The following is a 24877-nucleotide window of genomic DNA, read 5'->3' as shown; positions in this document are numbered from 1 at the left end:
CCGGCCGCGGGTCAGGCGAAACTCTCCAGCTCCACGCCGGCGGCCTCCAGCGCGGCCCGCACGGCGGCGGCAACGCTGACGGAGCCGGGCGTGTCCCCGTGCAGGCAGAGCGAATTAGCCCTCACCGCGATCACCGATCCGTCCACCGCCTCGACCTCGCCCTTCGTGGCGAGCCTGACCGCCCGCTCGGCGACCTGTCCGGCGTCGAGCAGCACGGCGCCTTCCTCCGTGCGCGGCACGAGGGTGCCGTCCGGGAGGTAGGCGCGGTCGGCGAAGGCTTCGGCGAAGACGGGGTGTCCGGCGTCCCGGGCGATTTGCAGCAAGGCTGAGCCGGGGAAGCCCAGGACGGGCAGTCCGGGATCGTAGGCCTGGATGGCGGCGATCACTGCGGAGGCCTGCTCGGCGTCGCGCACGGTGCGGTCATAGAGCGCCCCGTGCAGCTTGACGTAGTCCACCGAGGCGCCCACGGCATGGGCAACGCCGTCGAGCGCGCCGAGCTGGTACAGCACCGCGCCGAACAGGTCATCGAAGGTCATGTCCAGCGAGCGCAGGCCGAAGCCGGCCAGATCCGGGTAGCCAAGGTGGGCGCCGACGTTGACGTCGAGCTCGTAGGCGGCCCGGCAGGTGTCGAGCATGGTCACAGGGTCGCCGGCGTGCATCCCGCAGGCCACGCTGGCGCTCGTGACAAGCGGAAACATCGCGGCGTCGTCGCCCATGGTCCAGGTCCCGAAGGACTCCCCCAGGTCAGCGTTCAGATCCAAAACGTGCCGCCGCCCTTCGTTGGGTTGTTCGGGGTGCCGCTGCTCGGGGTGCCGCTGTCCGGCGTCGTCCCCGGTGGCGTGTCCAGGGAAGTTTCGTAGAGCGCGAGCGGCCCGGTGGTTTCTGCCAAGGCCTGCAGTTCTCCCGGGATCGTGTCCGGGATGGGCCCGAAGGCTTCCTTGGCGTTCGCCACGACCGCATGGCCCATCACCCGGTTGCCCACTCCGCCTACGACGGCGCCGATGCCGAAGGGCAGGGCACGGCCCAGCCAGGCTGTGCCCTGGGTCTTGAGGAGGGAGCGCAGGAACATCGTCTGGATCTTGGCCCGCACGGCACCGAAGCCGGCGAGGGGGACGCGCCGGGTGAAGGCCGCGGCCCAGGCCTGGGTGGGCCCCTTGCCCCGGCCCGCCGCCTGTCCGCTCAGCGAGCTCAGCAGCTGGGTGCCTTCCTCTCCCAGCATGATCGCCATGACCAGGGTGCTGGCTCTGTCCGGATCCACCATCCGCACGCCGTGCAGTTCAGCGAGCGCTGTGGAATACAGTGCGGTGGCTTCGAGGAACCCGACGGCTGCGGCGGCCGAGAGACCGAGTGCGGCGGCAGTTCCGACGCCCGGAATCACGGCCGCCCCGCCCACCAGCGCGCCGCCGCCGGTGACGGCCAGCAGGTAGTCGCGTTCCAGGATGGCGGCGAGCTGCGCCGCGGTGGCGTGCGGGTGCCTGCGCTGGAGCCTGCGGATATTGGCCAGCACCAGGGGCCGCTGGACTTCAACCGCGCGCAGGAGCACCTTGTGCAGGCCGGGCCGGGGCTGGCCTGCGGCGTCGAACATCGCGCTGTGGGCTGTTTCCTGGGCAATCTTCATTGCCGGGTTGCTGCGCTTGGCCATGATCGCCTCTCGTCGGAACCATAAAACTAAGTGCACTTAACACTACACACGGGCCGGCCAGACCCAGCCCCGGGGCCGGCGCACCCCTCCGGTCCGGCCGCGTGGCCGGCTACTAGACTGGGCCCATGCCCGCCCTGCGAGCCCTCAGCCCCTTCGCGCACCGGGAGTACCGCGTGCTGATCACGGCGCTGGCCATCTCCATCTTCGGTTCCGGGATGTGGGCCGTTGCGATGGTCTACGAGGTGATCTATCTCGGCGGCGGTCCGCTGGAACTCTCGCTCGTGGCCGCGGCGGGCAGCGTCGGGCTCGTGGCATTTCTGCTGGCCGGCGGCATCGCCGCGGACCGCGTCCCCCAGCGGCTGCTGATCATCGCGGTCGAGGGCGCCAACCTCGCCGTCATCGCCAGCATCAGCGCGCTGGCCATGGCCGGTTTGCTGCAGCTCTGGCATCTGGCGCTGGGGGCCTTCGTGCTCGGCGTCGGGGCGGCGTTCTTCTTCCCCGCCTATTCCGCCATCCTGCCGCGGATCCTGCCGCCCGAGGACCTGCTGGCGGCCAACGGCCTGGAGGGGACCATGCGGCCGATCCTGCAGCAGGCCGCCGGGCCGGCCGTTGCCGGGGTCCTGGTGGCGGCCATGTCCCCCGCGTACGCCGTCACCGGTGTGGCGGTCTGCCACCTGCTGGCTTTCTGCATCCTGAACTTCCTCCACCGCCAGCCCGCGGCAGGGGCGCCGGGCACAGTGGGCAGCGAGGGTACGGCCGGCGGCGGGGCCAACGTTTCAGGCCAGACGCGGGCCAAGAAGTCCTTGCGCCACGACCTCCGCGAGGGCGTCAGCTATACCGTCCGCACGCCCTGGCTGCTGTGGACGCTGCTCTGGGCCTGCATTTCAGTGCTGTTCCTGATCGGCCCCATCGAGGTCCTCATCCCGTTCGTGGTCCGGGACCAGCTCGGCGGGGACGCGCGCATGTTCGGCTTCCTGCTCGCCATCATGGGCGTCGGCGGCGCCGCAGCCTCGCTGGCCACGGCCTCTTTTCCCCTCCCTCGCCGCTACCTCACCGTGATGATGGTGTCATGGGGATTGGGAAGCCTGCCGATCGCCGCCATCGGAATCATGGACAGTTTCTGGGCCGTGGCCGCCGCACTGTTCGTTTTCGGCGCCACCGGCAGCGTGGGCATGGTGATCTGGGGAACCCTGCTGCAACGCCGTGTGCCGCCGCATCTGCTGGGCCGCGTCTCGAGCCTGGACTTCTTCGTGTCGTTGGCCCTCATGCCGGTCTCCATGGCACTGGCCGGACCGGCCGCCGAAGTCTTGCCGCTGTGGCTGATCTTCCTCGTCGCGGGAACCGTGTGTCCGGTGATGGCCGCCGTCGCGATGGTGGTGGCGCGGATGCCGGCCGACGAGCTGGCCCATCCGCTCGCCGGCGGCGCCGAAGAGGCCCGTGAAACAGAACAATCCAGCGGCGCGGAAGAACCCGCCGAGGACGGTCTGGCGGGCAGTTAAGGGCGGATCGACGCCGCCGATCCGCCCTCATCTGCCCCCGCGGCGACCGCCGCAAACCGGACGCCCGCACCGTCAGGGCACCGGCGCCTCAGGCCGCGGGGGCTCAGACCGCGGCGCGCACCACCGGGATCGACGCCGTGGGAAGGCCGCTGGGGAAGATGGTGGGCTCCGGGTCCGTGACGGGCGCCAGCGGAACCCGGGCCGGGTTGCCGTCGACGGTGAGCAGTTCCCCGCGCACGTCGACCTCCAGCGGCGCGCCCTCACGGACGGTCAGGCTGATCGAGCCCTGCTCCAGCCCGATGTGCAGGAGCCTGCCCTGGATCTTCAGGTGGAACTCGAGTCCGTCCCATTCGGCCGGCAGCCGCGGATCTAAGTACGGCACCGCGCCCTGGTCCCGCAGACCGGCGAAGCCGCTGACCAGCGAGCTCCACACCCCGCCGGTGCTGGCGATGTGGACGCCGTCGATCGTGTTGCCGTGGGTGTCGTCGAGGTCGATGAACAGGGCGTGGGTGAAGTGGTCCAGCGCAGCCTTGCCGTAGCCGACCTCGGCCGCCATGATGCCCTGGACACAGGCGGACAGCGTGGAGTCGCCGGTGGTGATGGGGTCGTAGAAGTCGAACGCGCGGCGCTTTTCCTCGGCCGTGAAGTCCTGCCACTGCAGGAACATGGCCAGCACGCTGTCCGCCTGCTTGAGGACCTGGTGCCGGTAGATCACCAGCGGGTGGAAGTGCAGCAGGAGCGGGTACTTGGACCGTGGCGTGGTCCAGTCCCACGGCTCCAGGGTCATAAAGTCGTTGTCCTGGGAGTAGACCTGGAGGTCTTCGTCGTAGGGCAGCTGCATCCGGTTGGCGGCCTGCTCCCAGAACTCGCGTTCGGCGTCGTCGATCTCCGGGTGGTCCAGCGCCGCCGCGGCGCGCAGGTTAAACCGCGCCATGACGTTTGTGTACAGGTTGTCGTTGACGACGGCGGTGTACTCGTCGGGGCCGGTGACGCCGTGGATGTGGAAGAGCCCGTCCTTGCCGAAGAAGCCCAGGGACGCCCACATCCGGGCGGTCTCGATCAGCAGCTCGGAGCCCAGGGTGTCCTGGAACTCGGTGTCCCCGCTGGCCCAGATGTACCGGTTGGTCGCGAACGCGATCGCGGCGGCGATGTGGAACTGCGCGGTGCCTGCCGCGTAGTAGGCGCTGGCCTCGAGTCCGTTGATGGTGCGCCAGGGGAAGAGGGCGCCGTCCACGCTGAGCTCCTTGGCGCGGATCTTCGCCTCGGGCAGCAGGTCGTGGCGGAATTCCAGGACCTGGCGGGCGTTGCCTGGGTTCGTGTAGGTCAGGTAGGGCAGCAGGTACACTTCCTGGTCCCAGAAGTAGTGGCCGTCGTAGCCGGAGCCGGATACGCCCTTGGCCGGGATGCCGGCCACATCGGCGCAGGCAGTGGCCTGTGCGAGCTGGAAGAGGTTCCACCGGATGCCCTGCTGGAGCTCGGTCTGGCCCGCCACCACGATGTCGCTTGTGCTCCAGTAGCCGCGGTAGTAGTCCTCGCTCTGGGTGAAGATCTCGCTGACCGGCTTGAGGCTGGCTTCGGCGCTGTCCGCGAGGTCCTCGGCGGCCTGGCCCACGGCGTAGCTGACGCTCTTCTCCAGCACGAACGGTACGTCCGCGCTGACGGCGAGCACGAAGCGGACGCTGCTGTCGTCCTGGTCCACCTGGGTGTCGAACGGCTGCACCCCGGCCGAGGTCCAGTGGTCCACGGCCATCCCGAGCCGCTGCTTGGATTCGGAGGCTTCCCAGGACAGGCGCAGGGAGCCGTCCCCGCCGTCGAGCCTCAGCGGCAGCAGCACGCGCCCGGCGTGGCGGCCGGCGCGGCGCGGATCGTGGGCGGAGTGGTCGTCCACCGGCTGGTCTTGGCGGTTGATGACCGAGGACGTGACGTCGGCGGAGATATCCCGGTCCGCCGCCACTTCGAGGCTGATGCCCAGCGCGCCGCGGGATTCGTAGCCGACGGCACGGCGTTCGGTGGTGGTCACGGTCGCGCCGGAGCGGCACTGCCACGTGATCCGGCACTCGTAGATACCCGTGGCGAAATCGACCGAGCGGCGGTAGTCCAGCACCGTGGACTCGTCCAGGCTCAACGGCTCGCCGTCGATGATGACGGTGAAGTTGTTGGCATCCGGGACGTAGAGGATCCGCTGGCCGGTGCGGGCGAAGCCGTAGGCGTTTTCCGCGTGCTTGATGTCCCAGGTCTCGTGGAAGCCGTTGATGAAGCTGCCGGGAAGTTCGGCATCAGCGGCGCCCCAATGCGCGCCGCGGATGCCCAGGTGCCCGTTGCCGAGGCTGAACAGGGTCTCCAAGGTGCCGGCATTGCCGGGGAGATGGACGGTCTCGACCAGCTGCCAGGGATCGTTGGGGAACCGGGCGCGGTCCGAGGTGATGAGAGCCATGGTTTTAGGGGGTTCCTTCGGCGGGAGTGGGCAGTGGGCTAGGCGGTGGGAGCCGGGAGGGATGAGGTGTTAGGCGGCGGAAGCCGTCGCAGAGCTAGAGCAGTTCGGCGAGGTCGTTGACCACAACCGTGGCCCCGGCGTCGAGCAGCGTCTGCCGGCCGGCTCCGCGGTCGACGCCGATCACCGAGCGGAAGTCTCCCGCGCTGCCGGCCTGGACGCCGGAGACGGCGTCCTCCACCACGACGCAGTCCTGGCTCGGCAGATCCAGGAGCCGGGCGGCGTATTCGTAGGTGGCCGGGCTGGGTTTGCCGGGCAGCCCCTGGGTGACGGCGACGACGCCGTCGACCACCACGGGGAAGTAATCGGAGAGCCCGGCAGCCTTGAGCACAGCAGGGGCATTGCGCGAAGAGGAGACGACGGCGAGCTTGAGTCCGCGGGCCAGTGCTGCGTCGACAAGCCGGACGGAGCCCTCGTAGGGCTGGACTCCGCCGGCCTCGACGATGTCGTTGAAGACCTTGTTCTTGCGGTTGCCCAGCCCATGGACGGTGTCATGCGCGGGCTCGTCGTCCGCCGGACCCTCGGGCAGCACAATCCCGCGGGAGGCCAGGAAGTCTCGGACGCCGTCGAAGCGCGGCTTGCCGTCGATGTGGTCGAAGTAATCGCTCTCACGGTACGGCGCAGCCTCAGGGACCGAGGCCAGGAAGCCGTCGAAGAGCTGCTTCCAGGCCTGCTCGTGTACCACCGCGGTGGGCGTCAGGACGCCGTCGAGGTCAAAAAGGATGGCGGATGCGCCGGAGAGCGCACCGGCGAGGCCGGAGGTGTCGGGAACTACAGTCATGAGTCAAAGTCCTTTCAGACAACGGGCAGGCAAGACGGTTTGATCAAAGTTATGGTCTAAGGCAGTCAGTGCAGGGCAGTCGGTCCAAGCGCTGTCCGTTGCGACGGCGGCCCCGGCCTTTGCTGCTGTGTTTGGGGTCGTTCCGGCGGCGGGCGCCGTCCGGATCAGCGGCGGCGCGTGCTGGTGCGTTCCAGCAGTTTGGTGTCCAGCAGATGGTTCGACGGCGGACCGGCAAGGGGCGGATTGGGAAGTCCCGAGCAATGAAGTCTTTCAATCAGCAGGGTGGCCGCGAAAGCGCCCTGGTCGGCCACTGGCTGGGCAATAGTGGTCAGGCCCAGGAACCAACTCATCTGATGATCGTCTATTCCTATGATGGACACGTTTTCCGGCGCTGACAAACCGAACTCCCGCATCGCCATGAGCGCTCCGAACCCTGTCTCGTCGCAGCCGGCGAAGATCGCGGACGGCATTCTGCGGTTTTCCACGAGCTCCACCATGGCCAGCCGGCCGCCTTCGATGCTGGAGCCGGCGTCGAGCACGAGGTCCGGATCGACCTCGAGGCCGTGGCCGGCCAGGGCCTGCTCGAAGCCCCGCCGCCGCTCGCTGGCGGTCACGAGGGAGGGCGCACCGGTTTCGCTGCCGGCGAGGATTGCAATGTCCCGGTGGCCCAGTTCCAGCAGGTGGTTGGTGGCGGCGCGGGCGGCTTCCGCGTTGTCGATCCCCACGTTGTCCCACGGCACGCCGTGCATCCCGACGCTGGCCACGGCGAGGCCCGACCCTGCGAGCGCGGCCATGTCGGCCTCACCGAGGCCGATGTTGAGCAGCAGCACACCGTCCACGCGCTGCGCCAGGCCCGCGAGGTCGCCGAAAAGCTTCTGCTGCAGGCTGGGCCGGTTCCGGAGGCTGATCAGGACGGTGTCATAGCCGCTGTCGGCAAAGACTTCCTCGGCCGCTTCCACCGCCCGGGCAAAGAACCATGCCGTGGCGGTCGGGGCGATGATGGCCACGGAACCGGTGTTGCCGCCGGCCAGCCGGGATGCTGCCGCCGAGGCCTTGTAGCCCAGCTGGGCTGCCGCGGCACCGACCCTTGCCTTGGCTTGTGCCGAGACGTTGGGAAGCTGCCGGAGTGCACGGGAGACGGTGCAGATGGAGAGCCCGGAGAGCGCGGCGACGTCCTGGATTCTCACGCGCGAGGTCTTGGCCTGCGGCACGGGCTCAGCCCTTTCTCCCCCCGAAGTAGTGGGCCCGGTGTTCATGGCCGAGGTCGATTGTAAGCGCTTACAAATTTGGCATGCAAGTGGATGGTCCCATGTCGGGTGGGTGTTTGGGCGGCCGGCGGGACGGCGTCCAGGACTGCGGGCGGGCGGCGGCTGCTCAGCGTCTGGTCAGCGCAGTACGTAGTGCCGCAGGAACGCACTGACGTCCACGAGTTCGGCCTTGGAAATCGAATGTCCCATGCCGGGGTACGTCCGGGCCGTGAGCTGGGTGTTCTGCTCCAGCCACTCCTCGGTGTGTTCGGCGGCGGCGTCGTTAATCACGACGTCGGCCCTGTCCCTGCCCCAAAAGAACGGCGGGCGGGAGGTGAAGGATTCGCTCATAGTCAGGAGTTCGTTGTCCAGGACAAAACCCGAGAGCCCGACCACCGCGCGGAACTGGTCAGGCCGGAGCCGCAGAAGCGTGCTGGCCATGGCCATCCCCTGCGAAAATCCGAACAGGCTGACGCTGCTGTGCCGGGACTTGACGGACTCGATCCAGGCGAAGACCGCGTTCGTGGAGGCAATGACATCGGCAAAGTCGTGGGTGAGGAAGTAATCCAAAAGGAACCAGCCGTGGTGGTCTCCGATGTCCTTGGGCCCGCGCAGGGCGGCGCAACTGAACTCCGGCGGCAGGGAACCGAACAGCTTGGACATCCGCAACTCGTCCGTGCCGTAGCCGTGCAGCATCACCAGCAGCGGCGTGCCGGCGCGTTCGTGTTCGGGTTTTGACCAGACGACCGTCTCCATGGGCCCAGCCTATCCAGCGCGGGCTCGGGCTCCGCGCAGCATGCTTGGCGCAGCGTCCTTGACCGGCCCCGAGTTCCGCCGCGGAAGCGGACTTCTGCCCCCCGGATCCGCGGCGCGGCCGTCCGATTACGGGCCGGATGTCCGGAATCGGCGCGGAAATATCCCGGCCGGTCCGGGGGTGATTCATTGAAACAGCAGGGTCGGGGTTGTAGCGTGACGCTGGACAGCATGCTTAGCATCACCAAACTGCCCCTGCAGGCACCAAGGAGATCGTCTTGAGAATCGGTTCCGCAATCTTCCTCATCGCCATCGGCGCTATCCTTGCCTGGGCCGTCGCCCCGGGGCTGATCCCCAACGTGAACCAGGCCATGATCGGCTACATCCTGATGGCGGTCGGCGTGATTGGGCTCATCGCCTCGCTCGTCCTCGCCTCCCCCGGACGCGGCCGCACGCGCCGGGTCAGCGAAAGCCGCACGGTCGTGGACCCCAACACCGGCGAAACCATCACCCGCAATGAGAGCCGCGACGCGGGCCTCTGAGACTTTCCCGTGCACCCTTCGCGGCGCGGAATCCAACGACCCGGAAGCCGGGCCGGACCTTGAGGTCGGGCCCGGCTTCCGCCATGCGGGCTGTTTGTTCCCACCGCTGGACATGTCCCACAGAACCCGCCCCGCAGCCACCCCGGGCGGAGCACATGTCCCGCCCCCCGGAGGAGCCATGGACATAATCCCAACCTGCCCGCTCCCCGGCCCGAACACTGGACATGTCCCGCAGAACCCGCCCCGCAGCCATCCCCGAACAATGGACATGTCCCCCGCCGCGGACACAACTTTCTGCGTTCATGTGGTTTTTCATTGACAAACCAACACGAACGAAGATAAAGTCAAACAATTCCACTTCATGTGACGGGAGTCACCGAAGCGGCGGGAACGGGTTTTCGAAATACGGAAGCCCGGGCAAGAACAAAACCAAGTCAGACGCAGTACGCAATGGAGGGTAAGTGTTCGCCGAAGAGCGCCAGCAGCTGATCGTGGGGCTCATCTACGCCAGCGGCCGGGCCAGCGTCACGGACCTGGCCGAACGCTTCAGCATCACCACCGAAACCGTCCGCCGGGACCTCGCCGCCCTGGAAGCCGCCGGCAGCGTCCGCCGGGTGCACGGCGGCGCTGTTTCCCCCGACCGCTTCAGCACCACGGAGGAAAGCATCCTCGAGCGGACCGTTCAGCGGCAGCCCGAGAAGATCCGGATCGCCGAGGCCGCTCTTGCCCTCATGCCCCCGGGCCTCACCGGCAGCATCCTGATCGACGCCGGCTCCACCACGGAGGCCCTCGCCGAGCTCCTGTCCGCCCGGGCCGCCGGAGCCGCCGCAGCCGGCAGTCTGCCCGGACCCGGGTCCGACGCCGAACTCGTCGTCATCACCCACTCCCTGCCCATCGCATCCAGGCTCTCCGGCGAACCCGGCATCGCCCTGCACCTGCTCGGCGGCAAAGTCCGCGGCCTGACCCAGGCCGCTGTCGGCCAGTCCACGGTGGAGGCCGCGCGCCGGATCCGCCCGGACATCGCCTTCATCGGCACCAACGGAATCCATGCAGCCTTCGGGCTGAGCACACCCGATCCTGAAGAAGCCGCTGTCAAGGCTGCCTTCGTCCAATCAGCGCGCCGCATAGTGGTGCTGGCTGATTCCTCCAAGCTGGACGCGGAGACGCTTGTCCAGTTCGCCTCGTTGAAAGATCTGGACACCGTGATCACAGACACGCAACCCAGCCGGGAACTCGCCGACGCCCTTGCGGAAGCCGGAGTGGAGGTGGTGGTCGCGTGATTGTCACCCTCACCGCCAACCCCAGCCTGGACCGCACCGTAGCGCTGCCCGGCCCGCTCCTCCGCGGGGAAGTTCAGCGGGCCATCTCCGTCCGCCAGGAATCCGGGGGCAAGGGAGTCAATGTCTCCCGCGCCCTCGTCGCCTCGGGGCTCAAGACAATTGCTGTCCTCCCCGGCTCGGAGGCCGACCCTGTCCTCACGGGCCTGCGGGAGACCGACGTTCCGTTCGCGGCCCTCCCGATTGGCGAGCCGCTGCGCAGCAACGTGGCCCTCACGGAGCCCGGCGGCGTCACCACCAAGATCAACGAACCCGGACCGGTCCTCAGCGCGGATCAGCAGGAGGCCCTGATCAGCCTGTTGCTGGACCACGCACGCGGTGCCGCCTGGGTGGTCCTGGCCGGCTCGCTCCCACCCGGGGTTCCAGCCGACTTCTACGCGACCGTCACGCGGCGGCTGCGTTCCCTGTTCGACGGCGAGACCGCACCTCGGGTCGCCGTCGACTCATCCGGCGAACCCCTCGCCGCAGCGGTCTCCGGCGACACCTCGGGAAAACCGGACCTCTTGAAACCCAACGCCGAGGAACTGGTGGAACTGGCTGCCGCAGCCGGGTTCGCCACGAACAAGTCCGCCGAGGAGCTCGAAGCGGACCCGGAGGCTGCAGCAGCGGCCGCCTCCGCCGTCGTGCGCTCCGGAGTGGGTGCTGTACTGGCCACCCTCGGTTCCAAGGGCGCCGTTCTTGTGACGGCCGACGGCGCGTGGCTGGCCACGCACCCGCCGGTCACCGCGGTCAGCACTGTCGGCGCCGGCGATTCCTCGCTGGCCGGATACCTGCTCGCATCCAGCCAGGGCGCCGCCCCGGTCGATTGCCTCCGTCAGGCGGTGGCCCATGGTGCCGCCGCCGCTTCCCTGCCTGGCTCCACTGTCCCGGCAGTCAACCAAACCACCCCTGATGCCGTAACCATCACGGCCCTCCGGAAGGATTGACAGTGACACAGCTCATTACTACCGAACTGGTCGAGCTCGACCAGAATCTGGGCAGCTCGCCCGAGGACGTGATCCGGCATCTGGCAGGCAGAGTTGCAGCCACCGGACGCGCCACCGAGGCCGAAGGCCTCTTCGCCGACGCCTTTGCCCGGGAATCGAAGACCGCCACGGGAGTCCCGGGCGGCATCGCGATCCCGCACTGCCGCTCGACGGCGGTCACCGAACCCACCCTGGCGATGGCGCGGCTGTCCCAGCCGGTCGACTTCGGCGCCAAGGACGGGCCCGCGGACATTATCTTCTTCATCGCCGCTCCTGAAGGCGCGGACCAGGACCACTTGAAGCTGCTGTCGAAGCTGGCGCGGTCACTGATCAAAAAGGACTTCACGGCCAGCCTGCGCGCCGCGACCTCCCAGGCGGAGATTGTCGAGCTCGTCGACGCCGCCTTGGCGGACAAGCCGGCCGCCCACACCCCTGCCGAAGCGACCGGCGCCGCTTCCGCGGCCGCCGCCTCAGCCACTGTCGCGGGTGCTGAGGGAGAAGGTGCCGGCGCAGCGAAGGCCAAGAGGCCCAAGCGCCTCGTCGCCGTCACAGCCTGCCCCACCGGCATCGCCCACACCTACATGGCCGCCGACTCGCTGGTTGCCGCGGCCAAGGAAGTCGGCGTGGACCTGCAGGTGGAAACCCAGGGATCCTCCGGCGCCAAGGCCCTTGACCCCGCCGTGATCGCGGCCGCCGACGCCGTGATCTTCGCCGTGGACGTGGATGTGCGCGGCAAGGAGCGCTTCGCCGGCAAGCCGGTCATCAACGCGCCGGTCAAGCGCGGCATCGACGAACCGGACAAGATGGTCGCCGAAGCACTCGCCGCCGCGGACAATCCGCACGCCCACCGCGTGCCGCACTTCGGCGCCGAGGAGCAGGCCGAGCTCGCGGCCGAGGAAAAGAGCGAACACATCGGCACGAAGCTGAAGAAGGCCCTCCTGACCGGTGTCAGCTACATGATCCCGTTCGTGGCCGGCGGCGGTCTGCTGATCGCCCTAGGCTTCCTGTTGGGCGGCTACGACATCACCGCCTTCGCGGACAAGATCCTGGCGGAAAACAGCCTCTTCAACCTGCCCACCGTGTATCCGGAACTGGCGTGGGGCCCGCTGGGCGCATACCTCGGTGCCGTGATGTTCAAGATTGGCGCCCTGTCCCTGGGCTTCCTCGTACCCGCACTGGCCGGCTACATCGCCTACGCCATCGCTGACCGGCCCGGCATCGCCCCGGGCTTCGTGTCCGGCGCTGTTGCCGTCTTCATGGGCGCAGGGTTCCTCGGCGGCATCGTGGGCGGCCTGATCGCCGGCTACGTGGCACATTCGATCGGCAAGCTCAACGTGGCCCGCTGGCTGCGCGGCCTGATGCCGGTGGTCATCATCCCGCTCATAGCGTCGCTCGCGGCTTCCGGCCTGCTGTTCGTGTTCCTGGGCGCCTACATCGCCCGGGTCACTGTCGGGCTCAACGAATTCCTGTCCGGCCTCACCGGTGCCAGCGCCATCGCCCTGGGCGTCATCCTGGGCCTGATGATGTGCTTCGACCTCGGCGGTCCGGTCAACAAGGTGGCCTACTCCTTCGCCGTCGCCGGCCTGGGTGCAGCCTCCATCACCAACCAGGCCCCGTGGCAGATCATGGCAGCCGTCATGGCCGCCGGCATGGTCCCGCCGCTGGCCATGGCACTTGCTGCGACCGTGCTGAACAAGAAGCTCTTCAGCCTCGCGGAACAGGAAAACGGCAAGGCCGCCTGGCTGCTGGGCGCCTCGTTCATCACCGAAGGCGCCATCCCGTTCGCCGCCGCCGACCCGCTGCGCGTCATCCCCGCCAGCATGCTCGGCGGAGCCGTGACAGGCGCCATCTCGATGGCGGCGGGCGTGGGGTCCAAGGCCCCGCACGGCGGAATCTTCGTCTTCTTCGCGATCGATCCCTTCCTGATGTTCGTCGTCGCCATTGCGGCCGGTACCGTCGTGAGTGCCTTCGCCGTGATCGCGCTCAAACGCTGGGCAGTCAAGAAGCCGGTTGATACGGTGGAAACGGTTCCCGTAGCCGCCTGAACCAGTGCATGATTCTTTCAAGCAAACACCCACAGCTGATAAACACAGAAGCTGACTTCAAGGAGCAGAAATGACCGAACGTAACGCCACCATTGCCAGCCGCGTTGGGCTGCATGCCCGTCCGGCAGCCATCTTCGCCGAGGCTGCAGGCGAGTTCGACAACCTCGAGATCACGATCGCCCGCCTGGGCGAGCCGGAGGACGAGGCCATGGACGCCGCCAGCATCCTGTCGCTGATGAGCCTGGGCGCCTCCCACGGCGAGGTTGTGGTTTTGCGTGCCAAGGGCGAAGGCGCCGACGCGGCACTGGACCGCCTCGTGCAGATCCTTGAGACGGATCACGACGCCGAATAGCCTCACCTTCCGGCCCCGCGCCGGAACACCGGCAGCTTCAGAAGGCCCGGCCGCCCCCGATGAGGGGCCGGCCGGGCCTTCGCGTTGCCGGGCCACCCCTGTGGCTGCGCCGGCTTGAACTGGCTGGATTGGCTGAATTGGCTGGGCTGGCTGGGCTGGCTGCGCGGGAGACCGTGATTTTTGTCAGTGAGCTTAGTGAATGCTTGTCACGGCTCCGCGGCGCGGCTAGTTTGGAATCCCCGGCGGCACCGTCCGCGGGCCGCCGCCCAAGTGGTTCCCGGCCGAAGGAGATGATCGCGCAGCCATGCCAACAAAGAAGGGCGAGCCCCGCGGCTCAGAAAGCCCCAGCATCAAGGACCCCGAGCTCTACGAGAAGCTGCTCGAGGACGGCGCCTCCAAGCAAAAAGCCGCCAGGATCTCCAACGCCGCCGCCAAACGGGGCCGTTCCTCAGTCGGCCGCAAGGGCGGCAAGGCCGGAGACTATGAGGACTGGACAGTGCCGCAGCTGAAGGCACGCGCCAAGGAGATCGGCCTCACGGGCTACTCTGCCAAGAAGAAGAGCGAGCTCATCTCCGCCCTGCGGAACTCCTGATTAGCGTGCGCGACGGCGCCAGCCGGCTTCCGGGCTCAGGCACCCTTTCGGGCCGTCTTCGCGGCCGTCGCTGTGGGAGCCGCCGCCGTCTTGGAAGCCGCAGTCTTGGCAGAACCAGCCCTGGTGGATGCCGCCTTGGTGGCTGTGGACTTGGACGCCGGCGTCTTCGCGGCTGCCTTGGGGGCGGCCTTGGCCGCCGGTCCGGAAGCCCCGGCCGGCGCCTCCGCGGCACCTCCCCCTCCGCCGCGCTTTTTCTCGATGCTGCGTTTGAGGGCTTCCATCAGGTCGATCACTTCGCCCTCGCCGGCCTCGGCAGGGGCGCCGAAGGTCTCCTCCGTATCCAGCGACTCCCCCTTGTCCAGCTTCGCCTCGATCAGCTGGCGCAACTGCTCCTGATAGTCGTCCGTGAACTGGTCCGGCTCAAAGTCGGAGGCCATCGAATCGACCAGGGCGGCGGACATCTCGCGTTCCTGCGCCGAGATCCGGATGGAGGTCTCGAGTGCGGGAAAGCTGGCTTCGCGGACTTCGTCGGCCCACAACAGCGACTGCAACACCAGGACCTCATCGCGAATCCTCAGCGCGCCCAGCCGCGTCTTGTCCCGGAGCGCGAACTGCACAACTGCCACACGGTCCGTGTCCTCCAAGGCCCGCCGCAGCAGCACATAGGCCTTGGGCGACTTGGAGTCGGGTTCAAGGTAGTAGCTTTTTTCAAACATCATGGGATCGAGCTGATCGGCCGGAACGAACTGGACCACTTCGATTTCGTGGCTGTTTTCCGCCGGGATGGACTTGAGCTCGTCGCGGGTCAGGACCACCGTGCGGCCATCGTCCTCATACGCCTTGTCGATGTCCTCGTAGTCGATGATCTTGCTGCAGACCTCGCAACGGCGCTGGTAGCGGATCCGGCCGCCGTCGGCGTTGTGGACCTGGTGGAGGCTGATGTCGTGGTCCTCGGTGGCGCTATAGACCTTGACCGGCACGTTGACCAGCCCGAACGCTATTGCGCCTTTCCAGATGGCTCTCATGGATCAAGTGAACATCACAGTTGCGCGGAGGTGAAGGGTTTTGCCCAACGGTAAAGAGCGCGTCCGGGTGGACGGACGCGAACTGGTGCTCACCAACCTGGAAAAAGTCATGTACCCGGAGACGGGCACCACCAAGGCCGACGTCCTGGCCTACTATGCCGCCGTCGCACCAGTGCTGATCCCCGCGGCCCGCAACCGGCCGGCCACGCGGAAGCGCTGGGTCCACGGCGTCGGGACCGCCGATGCCCCCGGGGAGATGTTCTTCCAGAAGAACCTGGACCATTCAACGCCCGGCTGGGTGCCCCGCGCCGCCATCACGCACAAGGACCGGACCATCCAATATCCCCTGGTCAATGATCCCGCCACCCTGACCTGGCTGGCCCAGATCGCGGCCCTGGAGATCCACGTGCCGCAGTGGCGGGTGGACTCCCACGGCAATGCCTTGCCTCCCGACCGGCTGGTGCTGGACCTGGACCCCGGCGAGGGTGCGGGACTGGCGGAGTGCGTGGAGGTGGCCCGGCTGGCCCGCACCATCCTGCAGGACGTGGGCCTAGATCCCGTGCCCGTAACGAGCGGCAGCAAGGGCATCCACCTCTACGCCGCCCTGGACGGATCCCAGAGCTCGGACCAGATTTCCGATTTCGCCCACGAACTGGCCCGCTCGCTCGAAGCAGACCACCCGGATCTGGCCGTCAGCGACATGAAGAAGACCCTGCGCGCCGGCAGGGTGCTCGTGGACTGGAGCCAGAACAACGCCGCCAAGACCACCATCGTGCCGTACTCGCTGCGCGGCCGGCCCCGGCCTACGGTGGCCGCACCGCGCACGTGGCGGGAACTCGGCTCCCCCTCGCTGCACCACTTGGACTTCCAGGAGGTAATGAAACGCGTCGCCGCCGGCAAGGATCCGTTCGCTCCCGTCTCCGGCGGCCGGCACGACGGCGGAGCCGCCGCGGCCCACGCGGCGGAACACCCACCCGGAGGACGGACCGAGACATCTCCCGAGCAGGCCGGCAACGGCGGCGACACCGACCCGCGGCTGGACGAGTACCGCACCAAACGGGACCGGGCAGGCACGCCAGAGCCCTTCACGGCGGAACGGCACCAGGCCGGGGACGACGGCGGGACACGGCAGGAGAAATTCGTCATCCAGGAGCACCACGCCAGGCGGCTTCACTACGACTTCCGGCTCGAACGCGACGGGGTGCTGGTGTCCTGGGCACTGCCCAAGGGCGTCCCGACCAGCAAGGCCAAGAACCACCTCGCGGTCCAGACCGAAGACCACCCGATGGACTACGCCGACTTCGAAGGTGACATTCCCCAGGGCCAGTACGGCGCCGGGACGGTCAGCATCTGGGACCGCGGATACTACGAATGCGAAAAGTGGATCGCCGGCAAGGAGGTCATCGCCACCCTGACCGGAGCGGAGGGCGGCGGCCTTGGCGGGCCCCGCAGGTTCGCCCTGATCCACACCGGTCAGGCCAACGACCAATGGCTCATCCACCTGATGGACCCGGCGGGCTCGGCCAAAGGCCACCCCGGCGCGCGGCGCCCGTCCGGCACAGCGGACGACGCCGACGACGGCGGCGGCGGCCACGTCGAGGGCGAAGTCGAGGGCGACGACGGAGCGGACGCCGGCACCGGCGCCGAACCGGCCCCCGACGCCTCCGGGTTCAGTCCGATGCTGGCCACGTCCGGGACCCTGGCGGACCTGCCGGACCTGGACTGGCAGTACGAGCTCAAATGGGACGGCGTGCGGGCCCTGGTCATCGGCGACGCCACCAGAATCCGGCTCATCAGCCGGAACGGCATCGACATGTCCGTGAGCTACCCCGAACTCACGGACCGGGCCCGTTGGCCGGAACAGGGCTTCGTCGCCGACGGCGAGATCATCGCCGTCGGGCGCTCCGGCCGGCCGGACTTCGGCCTGCTGCAGAGCCGGATGAAACTCAGCAAGGCCGCCGACGTCACCAGGGCGCAGGAGTCGACGCCTGTGCGGCTGATGCTGTTCGATCTGCTCTTCGACGCCGGCCAGGACCTGCGCCGCCTGCCGCTGAGTGAGCGCCGGCACCGGCTGGAGCAGTTCTTCCGCCCTTCCGCCGGCCCGGTGGAACTCTCCGGCGTGATTGACGGCGACGCCGCGCACATCCTGGAAAGCGTCGCCGAGCTGGGGCTGGAGGGTGTCATGGCCAAGCGGACAGACGGGCGCTATGTCGGCCAGCGCAGCCGGTCCTGGCTGAAGCTCAAGATTGAGCGGACCCAGGAGGTGGTGGTGGGCGGCTGGCGGCCCGGAAAGGGCGAACGCGGGGATTCCGTTGGCTCGCTGCTGCTGGGAATACCGGACGGCTCGAAGCTACGGTACGTGGGGCGGGTGGGCAGCGGCTTCAGCGACCGTGAACTCAAGGAACTCAGGCAACAACTGGACGCCCTGCCGCGGAAGACCTCCCCGTTCCGGGAGGTGCCCCACGCCGACGCCGCAGACGCCAACTGGGTGAGTGCAAAACTCGTCGGCGAGGTCACCTTCGGGGAATGGACCGGCACCGGGAAGCTCCGGCACCCGGTGTGGCGCGGCTGGCGCCTGGATAAGACGCCAGCCGACGTCGTGGTCGACCCTGCCGCCGGCCCCTAGTTAGGGGGCCGGTTGTGATGGGGCTAGTCGTGGTGGGGCATCTGTGGACGGCTTTGCCGGTGCATGGCTCCAGTGGCCACCTGCTGGCCTTGCCGCCCGCGGGCGGTATCGCGGTCCTTGGGGTGACGCTGCTTGCCACTGCCGTCCGGCCATTGCTGTCCTTGGCCCGCCCCGGGGGGAGCATGGTGCAGGGTCTCCGGTCCGGGCGCGTCAGCCATGGACTGCGCCAGATGGCCCGCGACCTCGGGCTCGATTTCTTCTCCGAATTGATGGTCCGCCATTGATCTTCCTTTCCGCTGTAATAACCGCTGTGAAGTGAAGTGTCCATCAATCGTAGGACTGCACGGATGAGATGTCTGTAGTGGCTGTGGCTGACTCTCCATTGGCCCGAATTCCGCCCAAAAATCCGCGTTTGCAAGGGCTGGTGCGGAAAATTTTGGCCGCGGCGCCGCCGGGATCGCCGCTTCCCAGTAATCGCGCGGCGAAACGGGGCAAAAGAAAATAGCGGAGTGGCCCCAAATGCCACCCGAAATGAGCGATCATACGGCACCAAACTCGGAAACTCCAGAGAAATCCCGTAAAATTGAAAGCCTGCCCAGAGCGGGGCAGCTACAAGTCGCAAGCAAATGACCTCCATAGGAGTGGCCCAAATGCCCACAGACCGAAGCACGACCGACTCTTCAGCAGGCGTTATTAACGCCAGCGGAACCAACCAAGGCGCGCCCAAGGGTGTGAAGAAACCAAAGCTACGTCGCCGTCGACTCCGCGAGTCCGACGTCAACGTTGTCGACCAGCCGATGCTCAAGAAGGCGCTCGGCGGCACCATCGTGGGTAACACCATGGAGTGGTACGACGTCGGCGTGTTCGGCTACCTGATCACCACCATGGGACCGGTGTTCCTGCCGGAGGCGGACAAGTCCGTCCAGACCCTGTTCCTGCTGGGAACCTTCGCCGCCACCTTCATCGCCCGCCCCCTCGGCGGAGTCGTGTTCGGCTGGCTTGGCGACAAGATCGGCCGCCAGAAGGTCCTTGCCACGACCCTGATGATCATGGCCGCCAGCACCTTTGCTGTCGGGCTCCTGCCCGGCTACGCGCAGATCGGCATCTGGGCTGCGGTCCTGCTGGTCCTGTTCAAAGTTATCCAGGGCTTCTCTACCGGCGGTGAATACGCCGGCGCCACGACCTTTGTGAGCGAGTACGCCCCTGACAAGCGCCGCGGATTCTTCGCCAGCTTCCTGGACATGGGCAGCTACCTCGGCTTCGCCCTTGGCGCAGCCCTCGTGTCGGTGCTGCAGCTGACCCTCGGCCAGGACACCATGGAGCAGTGGGGCTGGCGCATCCCGTTCCTCATTGCCGGCCCGCTCGGCCTGATCGCCGTGTACTTCCGGAGCAAGATCGAGGAATCGCCGCAGTTCCAGGCAACCCTGGATGCCCAGGAGAGCCTCGCCAAGGACGCAACCGCCTCGGACACCGCAGCCTCCAAGGGCCCGGTGGGCATCGTGAAGGCGTACTGGCGCTCCCTCATCGTCGCGATGATCCTGGTAGCGGCAGCAAACACCGCCGGCTACGCACTGACCTCCTACATGCCGACGTACCTCACGGAGTCCAAGGGCTACGACGAGCTGCACGGCACGCTGCTGACCATCCCCGTGCTGGTCATCATGAGCCTCTGCATCCCGCTGACCGGCAAGCTTTCTGACCGGATCGGCCGCCGCCCCGTGCTGTGGATCGGCGCCATCAGCACGGTGGTCCTGGCCACCCCCGCGTTCCTCCTGATCGGCATCGGCGAAGTCTGGTCCACGTTGGCCGGCCTTTCCCTGATTGCATTCCCGGTGACGTTCTACGTGGCCAACCTGGCTTCGGCCCTGCCGGCCCAGTTCCCGACGGCAAGCCGCTACGGCGCCATGGGCATCGCGTACAACTTCTCGGTGGCCATCTTCGGCGGCACCACGCCGTTCATCGTTGCTGCCCTGATCACCGCAACCGGCAACGACATGATGCCGGCCTACTACCTGATGGCCACCTCGGCGATCGGCGCCGTAGCGATCTACTTCCTCAAGGAATCCGCCCAGATGCCGCTGCCTGGCTCCATGCCGAGCGTGGACACCCAGGCCGAGGCCCGGGAACTGGTCGCGACGCAGGACGAGAACCCGCTGATCGACCTTGAGCACATGGATATGCCCATGGTCGCACCGGCCACCGCAGGGCGCGGGGAAGCCGAGAAAGTTCCGGCCTCAGTCTGACCTGCCCGGTCCGACCGGTCCCGGCAGCGGTAGCCCAGGCTACGTAGCTGACAGCCCCGCCCTTCGAGGCCTGTTCCGTATGTTTACCCGTTGGGGGAGCATCCGGAACAGGCCTTAGGCGTGTCCACACCACTTTCAGTCCCCGGGGACCCGGGGCCCCGGGGAAAAACACCGAAAACGGAGAGGCAGTTGTGATGACCCTGCTGCACCACATCCGTTCGCTGCACAGCCTGGCCCCGGCCAACAAGGACCACGTGTCGGCCTGGCGGGTGGCGATCAGCGTGGCCGTTCCGTCGTTGGTGCTGTTGGCGGCAGGGCGCCCCGAGCTGACCGGCTACGCCGTTTTCGGCGCGCTGACGGGCATGTACGGCCGCACCGAGCCCCATCAGCTCCGGCTCCGCCACCAAGGCCAGGCGGCTGTCCTGCTGCTCAGCGGTGTGGGGGTCGGCGTCTTCCTCTCCGTCCATCACATTCATTCGTGGGCCCTGGTGATCGCGGAGGCCGCGTTTGCCGGCGTGGCTTCGCTGTTCACGGACAGGACGGCCCTGAAACCGGCCGGCCCCTTCTTCGGGATCCTGGCCCTGGGCGCGTGCGCTTCTGTTCCGGCCGCAGTCCCTTGGCAGGCGGCTGTTCTCATCGCCGCGGGATCGGCCGCGTTCTCGATCGTGATCGGCTTTGGCGGCTGGTTCCGGGGCCGCACCTGGCAGCGAGGTTGGCGGCGGGACGTCACGGTGCTGAGCGGGGCAGGCCGCCGGGCGGTGTGGCTGCATGCCGCCCGTTACGTGAGCGCTGTCGCCGCCGCCGGGACCCTCGGGGTCCTCAGCGGCAGCGGCCACCCGCATTGGGCCATGGCCGCGGCGGCGGTGCCGCTTTCCGGCGCGGATCTGCCCAGCAGCGTGTACCGCGGCGTCCACCGGATTGTCGGCACCCTCGTGGGCCTGGTGGTGGTTGCAGCCATCCTGTTCCCGTGGCCGGGCTCGCCGCTGCTGGCCTTCCCCGGACAGGAGGCCGCCGTCTTGGTCTGCCTGGTGATCGTCCTGCAGTTCAGCACCGAACTGTTCATGACCCGGCATTATGGCCTGGCCATGGTGTCCTTCACCCCGGTGATCCTGCTGGTCGGACAGCTGGCGGCGCCGACCGATCCCGGCGTCCTGATAGCCGAACGGGCCGTAGAGACCGGCGTGGGCGCCGCCGTCGGGATTCTGGTGGTCGTGCTGATACGGCGCGGGCGCCTGGCTATGCCCTGATGTGCCCGGCGCCTACTTGGCGCGCCGCGCCGGCCCAGCGACGAGCTTTGACGGCAGCACCCGTGAAACCGAGGTCAGGACCTTGTAGCGCTTGCTGGGGATGGAGACGGCCTTGCCCTTAGCGTTGTCCGCCAGGCCCTCGCTGACCACTTGCCGCGCCTCGAGCCACATCCAGCGCGGCGTCACGGTCTTGTCCATCCCCATCCGGTCGTGGAACTCGGTGTGGGTGAAGCCGGGGCACACCGCGGTGACCTTTACCCCGCGCGCCGCGTAGGCCATGTTGGCTGAGCGCGAGAAGCTCAGCAGCCAGGCCTTCGCTGCGGAGTACGTTCCGCGGGGCAGGAAGGCCGCCACGCTGGCGACGTTGATGATCCTGCCGGACCGGCGCGCGAGCATGCCCTGCAGGGCGGCGTGGCTGAGCTCCATGGCGGTTTCGACATGGAGTTTCAGGTGCTTCTTCTCCTCGGCAATGTCGTTGTCCTCGAAGGACCGCAACAAACCGATTCCCGCATTGTTGACCAGGATCTCCACCGGCCGTGCGGGATCGGTGAGGCGGGCGACGACGGCGGCAATCCCGGCGTCGTCGGTCAGGTCCGCGGCGATCGTCTCCGCCCCGGCCCCGTAGCTGTTCTCCAGCTCCGCCGCAGTGGCCGCGAGGCGGCCAGCGTCCCGGGCCACGAGCACCACGCGGTGGCCCTGTTCGGCCAATTGGCGGGCGAACTCGGCGCCCAGGCCTGCCGTGGCGCCCGTAATGAGAGCGGTGGTGTCCGGAGTGGACGCTGTTTGTGGATTCATAGCGACAGCCTAGCGGTGTACCGGCTCAGGCAAAGGCCGTGTCCGACGCCACTTCGTCCCCCGTCTGGCCGTCGCCCTCCGCCAGGCCGTCACCATCGGCCAGGTGGCGGTTCTGAAGCTCTTCGGCCGCGAGTTCATACCAGGTGTGCGCTCCGTACGACGGACTGCTGGTGTCGAGGTGGCGGTACAGGGCGTCGGCGAGCCGGCACAGGGCAGTGTCGGACAGGGCCCGGACCGTGGCCGCCGGATCCAGTGTGTCCTCGAAGTACTCCGAAAGCGCCAGCCCGTCCATGGCGCCAAGGTCACTGACGATGCCGGCCTCCGTGGCCAGCGGAATGTTGGCAGCCCCAAGCCCGGAGTCCAGGTCGGAGTCCAGGCCCGTGTCGAGCCCGGAGTTGAGACCGGCGTCGAGTCCGGCGAGGACTTCGGCGTCGGCGCCGACGTGGAGGAGGCAGATAGGCAGCTCAGCCGGTTCCTCGAGGGTGAGGCGGAATGGCACGGCCGCTCCGGGGTCCACGGCATCCTGGGGCTCCGGAAACGGCAAGGGGCTGGCATCCGCGAGCCGCCGGAGGTCCAGCAGCACATCCGGGTCCAGGTGGGACGTGCCGTGGAGGTCTACGATCACCTCGTCCCCGGCACCGATGCGGCCGGCGCGACGCACGATATGCATGAGGGCAGCCGAATCCGACGGGGCGACGCAGCCGGTAATTTCGAGCGTGACACGGGCGGGATCGATGTCCATCCGGACAAACACACGCAGTTTATGGTTCATGGGGTTCTCCAAAGGGACCTGTCCAAGAGCCAACTGCATAACTCTGCTCAAACTTTACGAGGTTGTTCTCCGGCTCACAAGCGGGCCCGGCACCCGTACAGATCCGGGCCTGCCGGATCAGGCGTTCAGGCCCCCTCAGGTACCCGCTCGGGCCAGTCCACATACTGGTGGTACGACTCATGTTTGCGCAGGTAGCGGTACATGAACGGGCAATTCGGGATGATCCGCTTGCCGGAGGCAACGACGTCATCGAGGGCGAAGTGCGCCAGCACCTTGGCGAGCCCCTGGCCCTGGAACTGCTCAGCCGTATCCGTGTGGATGAAGTCGATATGGCCCGGCCTGTCGATGAAACGCACCTGGACGGCCAGCTTGCCGCCGACACGGAGTTCGTAGCGGTGCAGCTCGTCGTTTCTGATGGTGGAGACGTCCGGGGCGAAGGTGTCTTCCGTGGTTGCCGAGTTCTCCGTCATGGTTCGACATTGGCACTTAATGGCGGGCGTGGCAATGGCGGTTCAGATCCGCTCTGCCCGTCATGTGGGGTGGTCAGCCGGATAGGAATCCGTCCCAGGAGCACGACGGCGAGCGCGAAGCAGGCGGCACCCCCGCCGAGGAGCCCAAGCATGAGCCCGTTGAGCGCCGCGTTGACCGCCGGGACAAAAACGGCGACCGCGGCCAGCAGCACGGCGGCCGCCGGGCGGCTCTGCGCCGGGCCGGACGCCGTCGGCCGCTCCTCCAGCCTGCCAAACAGCGCCAGCACCGGCAGCAACAGCGCGATGACGCCCATCAGCACCAGGGGCCGCCCCCACCACCAGGCCGCGCTTCCTCCGGCCGGCTGGGGAAAATCCGTCAGCAGCAGCAGCCCGGACATCGCCGCCAGCAGGGGCAGGTGCCACAAGTAGACGGTCATGGACCGCCGGCCGGCCACGCCCATCATCCGCCGCACGCCGGCCAGGGACGCGATCCGGGACAACCCCGGCCGGAAGAGCTGGAGGGCGGCGGCCTGGGAGATGCCCAGGAGCAGCAGCGTCACGTTCGGCGGATTGAGGTTCACCAGCATGTTCCCGGAGTACAGCCGCAGCAGCACTATCAGCCCCAGCAGCATGTTGCTGGCAACCATGATGCCAAAATGCGCCGGCCGGCCCGGCAGCAGCCGCTCGCCGTCTGCCACGATGAATCCGAGCTGCTGCACGGCGCACCACACGAACACCATGTTCAGGTAGGCCAGCGGCGGCAGCACTCCCCGCAGGCAATCGACCGCCACCACCAGGGAGGTCAGCCCGGCGAGGGTCAGCCACGGCGCGCGCGAGTGGAGAGCCGCCAGCCAGGGAAGGTTGAGTTGCGCGGCGAGGTACGCGGCCAGGAACCACAGCGGCATTCCGGCTCCGCTGGTCAGCAGCTCGATGACCTGGGCGTCAACCCCTGCCAGGCGGGCAGCGGACAGGGCGATGAACATGACAGCCAGCAGGACGGCAGCCGGACGGATCAGGCGCAGCAACCGGCCCTGCATGAAATCGAAGGCGTTGCCGCCCCTGGCGCGCAGCCGCTGCCAGGAGTGCAGACCGGTGATCCCGCCGGCCACAAAGAACAGCGGCATGATCTGGAAGACCCACACCACCGGCTCAAACCAGTGCTGATCGCCCAGGATGTTCTCGGTGGTCACGGTGCCGTCCGGGTGCAGGACCGGGCTGACCATCATCGTGTGCGCGACCACCACCAATGCCAGGCAGAAGAACCGGACAAGGTCGATCACCGGGTCGCGGTCCGGCATCGGGGCCGGGCCGCCGGCTGACCGCTGCTGTGGAACCATGGCGCCCCCTGGGAAGGCCGGCTGTGTCGCATCATTGTCGGCCCTGGGGCGCCTTGACGGCCAGAGCAGTTTGGCCCAGTTCCGTGCCGGTGTTCAGGCGCTAAGCAGCTCCAGCA

General features: G+C 67.9%; 22 protein-coding genes. 10 read left to right on the top strand and 12 right to left on the bottom strand.

Translation table 11 applies throughout. The features are described 5' to 3' along the window. Positions 1-11 precede the first annotated feature (11 nt). Positions 12-761: a 5-oxoprolinase subunit PxpA gene (locus MRBLAR12_RS15255; RefSeq protein ID WP_364746936.1), complete on the bottom strand. Its 750-nt coding sequence runs from the start codon at positions 759-761 to the stop codon at positions 12-14. After that, on the bottom strand, positions 752-1642 hold the full coding sequence (locus tag MRBLAR12_RS15250) for a hypothetical protein (protein ID WP_364746934.1): 891 nt from the start codon (positions 1640-1642) through the stop codon (positions 752-754). The genes MRBLAR12_RS15255 and MRBLAR12_RS15250 overlap by 10 nt, the downstream gene beginning before the upstream one ends. Positions 1643-1767: 125 nt before the next feature. Between MRBLAR12_RS15250 and MRBLAR12_RS15245 the strand changes: the two genes are divergently transcribed. Beyond that, positions 1768-3141 (top strand): MFS transporter, encoded by a 1374-nt coding sequence (locus tag MRBLAR12_RS15245; RefSeq protein ID WP_364746932.1) that lies wholly within the window; start codon positions 1768-1770, stop codon positions 3139-3141. Between the two features lie 103 nt (positions 3142-3244). Here the strand turns inward: MRBLAR12_RS15245 and MRBLAR12_RS15240 are convergent, their stop codons facing one another. From MRBLAR12_RS15240 to MRBLAR12_RS15225, 4 genes are all read right to left on the bottom strand, one after another. Continuing rightward, a complete protein-coding gene (locus MRBLAR12_RS15240; protein WP_364746930.1) occupies positions 3245-5575 on the bottom strand; it encodes a glycoside hydrolase family 65 protein in 2331 nt (776 codons plus the stop codon). 94 nt (positions 5576-5669) lie between these two features. Further along, positions 5670-6413: an HAD family hydrolase gene (locus MRBLAR12_RS15235; RefSeq protein WP_364746928.1), complete on the bottom strand. Its 744-nt coding sequence runs from the start codon at positions 6411-6413 to the stop codon at positions 5670-5672. Between the two features lie 164 nt (positions 6414-6577). Beyond that, complete coding sequence (locus tag MRBLAR12_RS15230) at positions 6578-7669, bottom strand: LacI family DNA-binding transcriptional regulator (RefSeq protein ID WP_364746926.1); 1092 nt, start codon at positions 7667-7669, stop codon at positions 6578-6580. Positions 7670-7798: 129 nt separating this feature from the next. Continuing rightward, on the bottom strand, positions 7799-8416 hold the full coding sequence (locus MRBLAR12_RS15225) for an alpha/beta hydrolase (protein ID WP_229993991.1): 618 nt from the start codon (positions 8414-8416) through the stop codon (positions 7799-7801). A gap of 275 nt (positions 8417-8691) precedes the next feature. Here MRBLAR12_RS15225 and MRBLAR12_RS15220 point away from each other — a divergent pair, with 275 nt between their 5' ends. The 6 genes from MRBLAR12_RS15220 to MRBLAR12_RS15195 all read left to right on the top strand — a co-directional run bounded on the left by MRBLAR12_RS15220 (position 8692) and on the right by MRBLAR12_RS15195 (position 14246). Continuing rightward, positions 8692-8955, top strand: a complete 264-nt coding sequence (locus MRBLAR12_RS15220; RefSeq protein ID WP_229993992.1) for a DUF6458 family protein — start codon at positions 8692-8694, stop codon at positions 8953-8955. 461 nt (positions 8956-9416) lie between these two features. Continuing rightward, entirely contained in the window at positions 9417-10235 is an 819-nt protein-coding gene (locus tag MRBLAR12_RS15215) for a DeoR/GlpR family DNA-binding transcription regulator (protein ID WP_229995964.1), read from the top strand. Beyond that, complete coding sequence (locus MRBLAR12_RS15210) at positions 10232-11218, top strand: 1-phosphofructokinase family hexose kinase (RefSeq protein ID WP_229995965.1); 987 nt, start codon at positions 10232-10234, stop codon at positions 11216-11218. Before MRBLAR12_RS15215 ends, MRBLAR12_RS15210 begins: the two co-directional genes overlap by 4 nt. Positions 11219-11220: 2 nt before the next feature. Continuing rightward, positions 11221-13302: a PTS fructose transporter subunit IIABC gene (locus MRBLAR12_RS15205; RefSeq protein ID WP_229995966.1), complete on the top strand. Its 2082-nt coding sequence runs from the start codon at positions 11221-11223 to the stop codon at positions 13300-13302. A 70-nt stretch (positions 13303-13372) separates the two neighbouring features. Then, entirely contained in the window at positions 13373-13654 is a 282-nt protein-coding gene (locus MRBLAR12_RS15200; protein WP_229995967.1) for an HPr family phosphocarrier protein, read from the top strand. Positions 13655-13958: 304 nt separating this feature from the next. After that, positions 13959-14246 carry a DUF7218 family protein gene (locus tag MRBLAR12_RS15195; RefSeq protein WP_364746923.1) on the top strand — a complete coding sequence of 96 codons (288 nt, stop codon included), beginning with the start codon at positions 13959-13961 and terminating at the stop codon, positions 14244-14246. Between the two features lie 35 nt (positions 14247-14281). On the opposite strand, the gene MRBLAR12_RS15190 is transcribed toward MRBLAR12_RS15195, so the two are convergent. Continuing rightward, complete coding sequence (locus MRBLAR12_RS15190) at positions 14282-15271, bottom strand: Ku protein (RefSeq protein ID WP_229995969.1); 990 nt, start codon at positions 15269-15271, stop codon at positions 14282-14284. 40 nt (positions 15272-15311) lie between these two features. On the opposite strand from MRBLAR12_RS15190, the gene MRBLAR12_RS15185 reads away from it, so the two are divergent. Further along, positions 15312-17897: an ATP-dependent DNA ligase gene (locus MRBLAR12_RS15185; protein ID WP_364746921.1), complete on the top strand. Its 2586-nt coding sequence runs from the start codon at positions 15312-15314 to the stop codon at positions 17895-17897. A 23-nt stretch (positions 17898-17920) separates the two neighbouring features. On the opposite strand, the gene MRBLAR12_RS15180 is transcribed toward MRBLAR12_RS15185, so the two are convergent. Then, entirely contained in the window at positions 17921-18178 is a 258-nt protein-coding gene (locus tag MRBLAR12_RS15180) for a hypothetical protein (protein WP_229995890.1), read from the bottom strand. Between the two features lie 369 nt (positions 18179-18547). Between MRBLAR12_RS15180 and MRBLAR12_RS15175 the strand changes: the two genes are divergently transcribed. Both MRBLAR12_RS15175 and MRBLAR12_RS15170 read left to right on the top strand, forming a co-directional pair. Beyond that, positions 18548-20140: an MFS transporter gene (locus MRBLAR12_RS15175; protein ID WP_229995891.1), complete on the top strand. Its 1593-nt coding sequence runs from the start codon at positions 18548-18550 to the stop codon at positions 20138-20140. Between the two features lie 194 nt (positions 20141-20334). Beyond that, the gene (locus MRBLAR12_RS15170) at positions 20335-21387 is read left to right on the top strand and encodes an FUSC family protein (protein ID WP_364746919.1); all 1053 of its coding nucleotides are present in this window, start codon (positions 20335-20337) and stop codon (positions 21385-21387) included. Positions 21388-21399: 12 nt separating this feature from the next. On the opposite strand, the gene MRBLAR12_RS15165 is transcribed toward MRBLAR12_RS15170, so the two are convergent. The 4 genes from MRBLAR12_RS15165 to MRBLAR12_RS15150 all read right to left on the bottom strand — a co-directional run bounded on the left by MRBLAR12_RS15165 (position 21400) and on the right by MRBLAR12_RS15150 (position 24761). Continuing rightward, the gene (locus MRBLAR12_RS15165) at positions 21400-22182 is read right to left on the bottom strand and encodes an SDR family NAD(P)-dependent oxidoreductase (protein ID WP_229995893.1); all 783 of its coding nucleotides are present in this window, start codon (positions 22180-22182) and stop codon (positions 21400-21402) included. 25 nt (positions 22183-22207) lie between these two features. Continuing rightward, positions 22208-22954, bottom strand: coding sequence for a hypothetical protein (locus tag MRBLAR12_RS15160; RefSeq protein ID WP_229995894.1), 747 nt, complete (start codon positions 22952-22954; stop codon positions 22208-22210). Between the two features lie 125 nt (positions 22955-23079). Beyond that, the gene (locus MRBLAR12_RS15155) at positions 23080-23424 is read right to left on the bottom strand and encodes a GNAT family N-acetyltransferase (protein ID WP_229995895.1); all 345 of its coding nucleotides are present in this window, start codon (positions 23422-23424) and stop codon (positions 23080-23082) included. Continuing rightward, a complete protein-coding gene (locus MRBLAR12_RS15150) occupies positions 23421-24761 on the bottom strand; it encodes an acyltransferase family protein (protein WP_229995896.1) in 1341 nt (446 codons plus the stop codon). Before MRBLAR12_RS15150 ends, MRBLAR12_RS15155 begins: the two co-directional genes overlap by 4 nt. Positions 24762-24877: the final 116 nt, after the last annotated feature.

The organism is Arthrobacter sp. LAR12-1-1.1, from assembly GCF_040676555.1.
GTDB lineage: Bacteria > Actinomycetota > Actinomycetes > Actinomycetales > Micrococcaceae > Arthrobacter.
The sequence above is the reverse complement of the archived record's forward strand: the minus strand, read 5'-3'. Positions and strand labels throughout refer to the sequence as shown.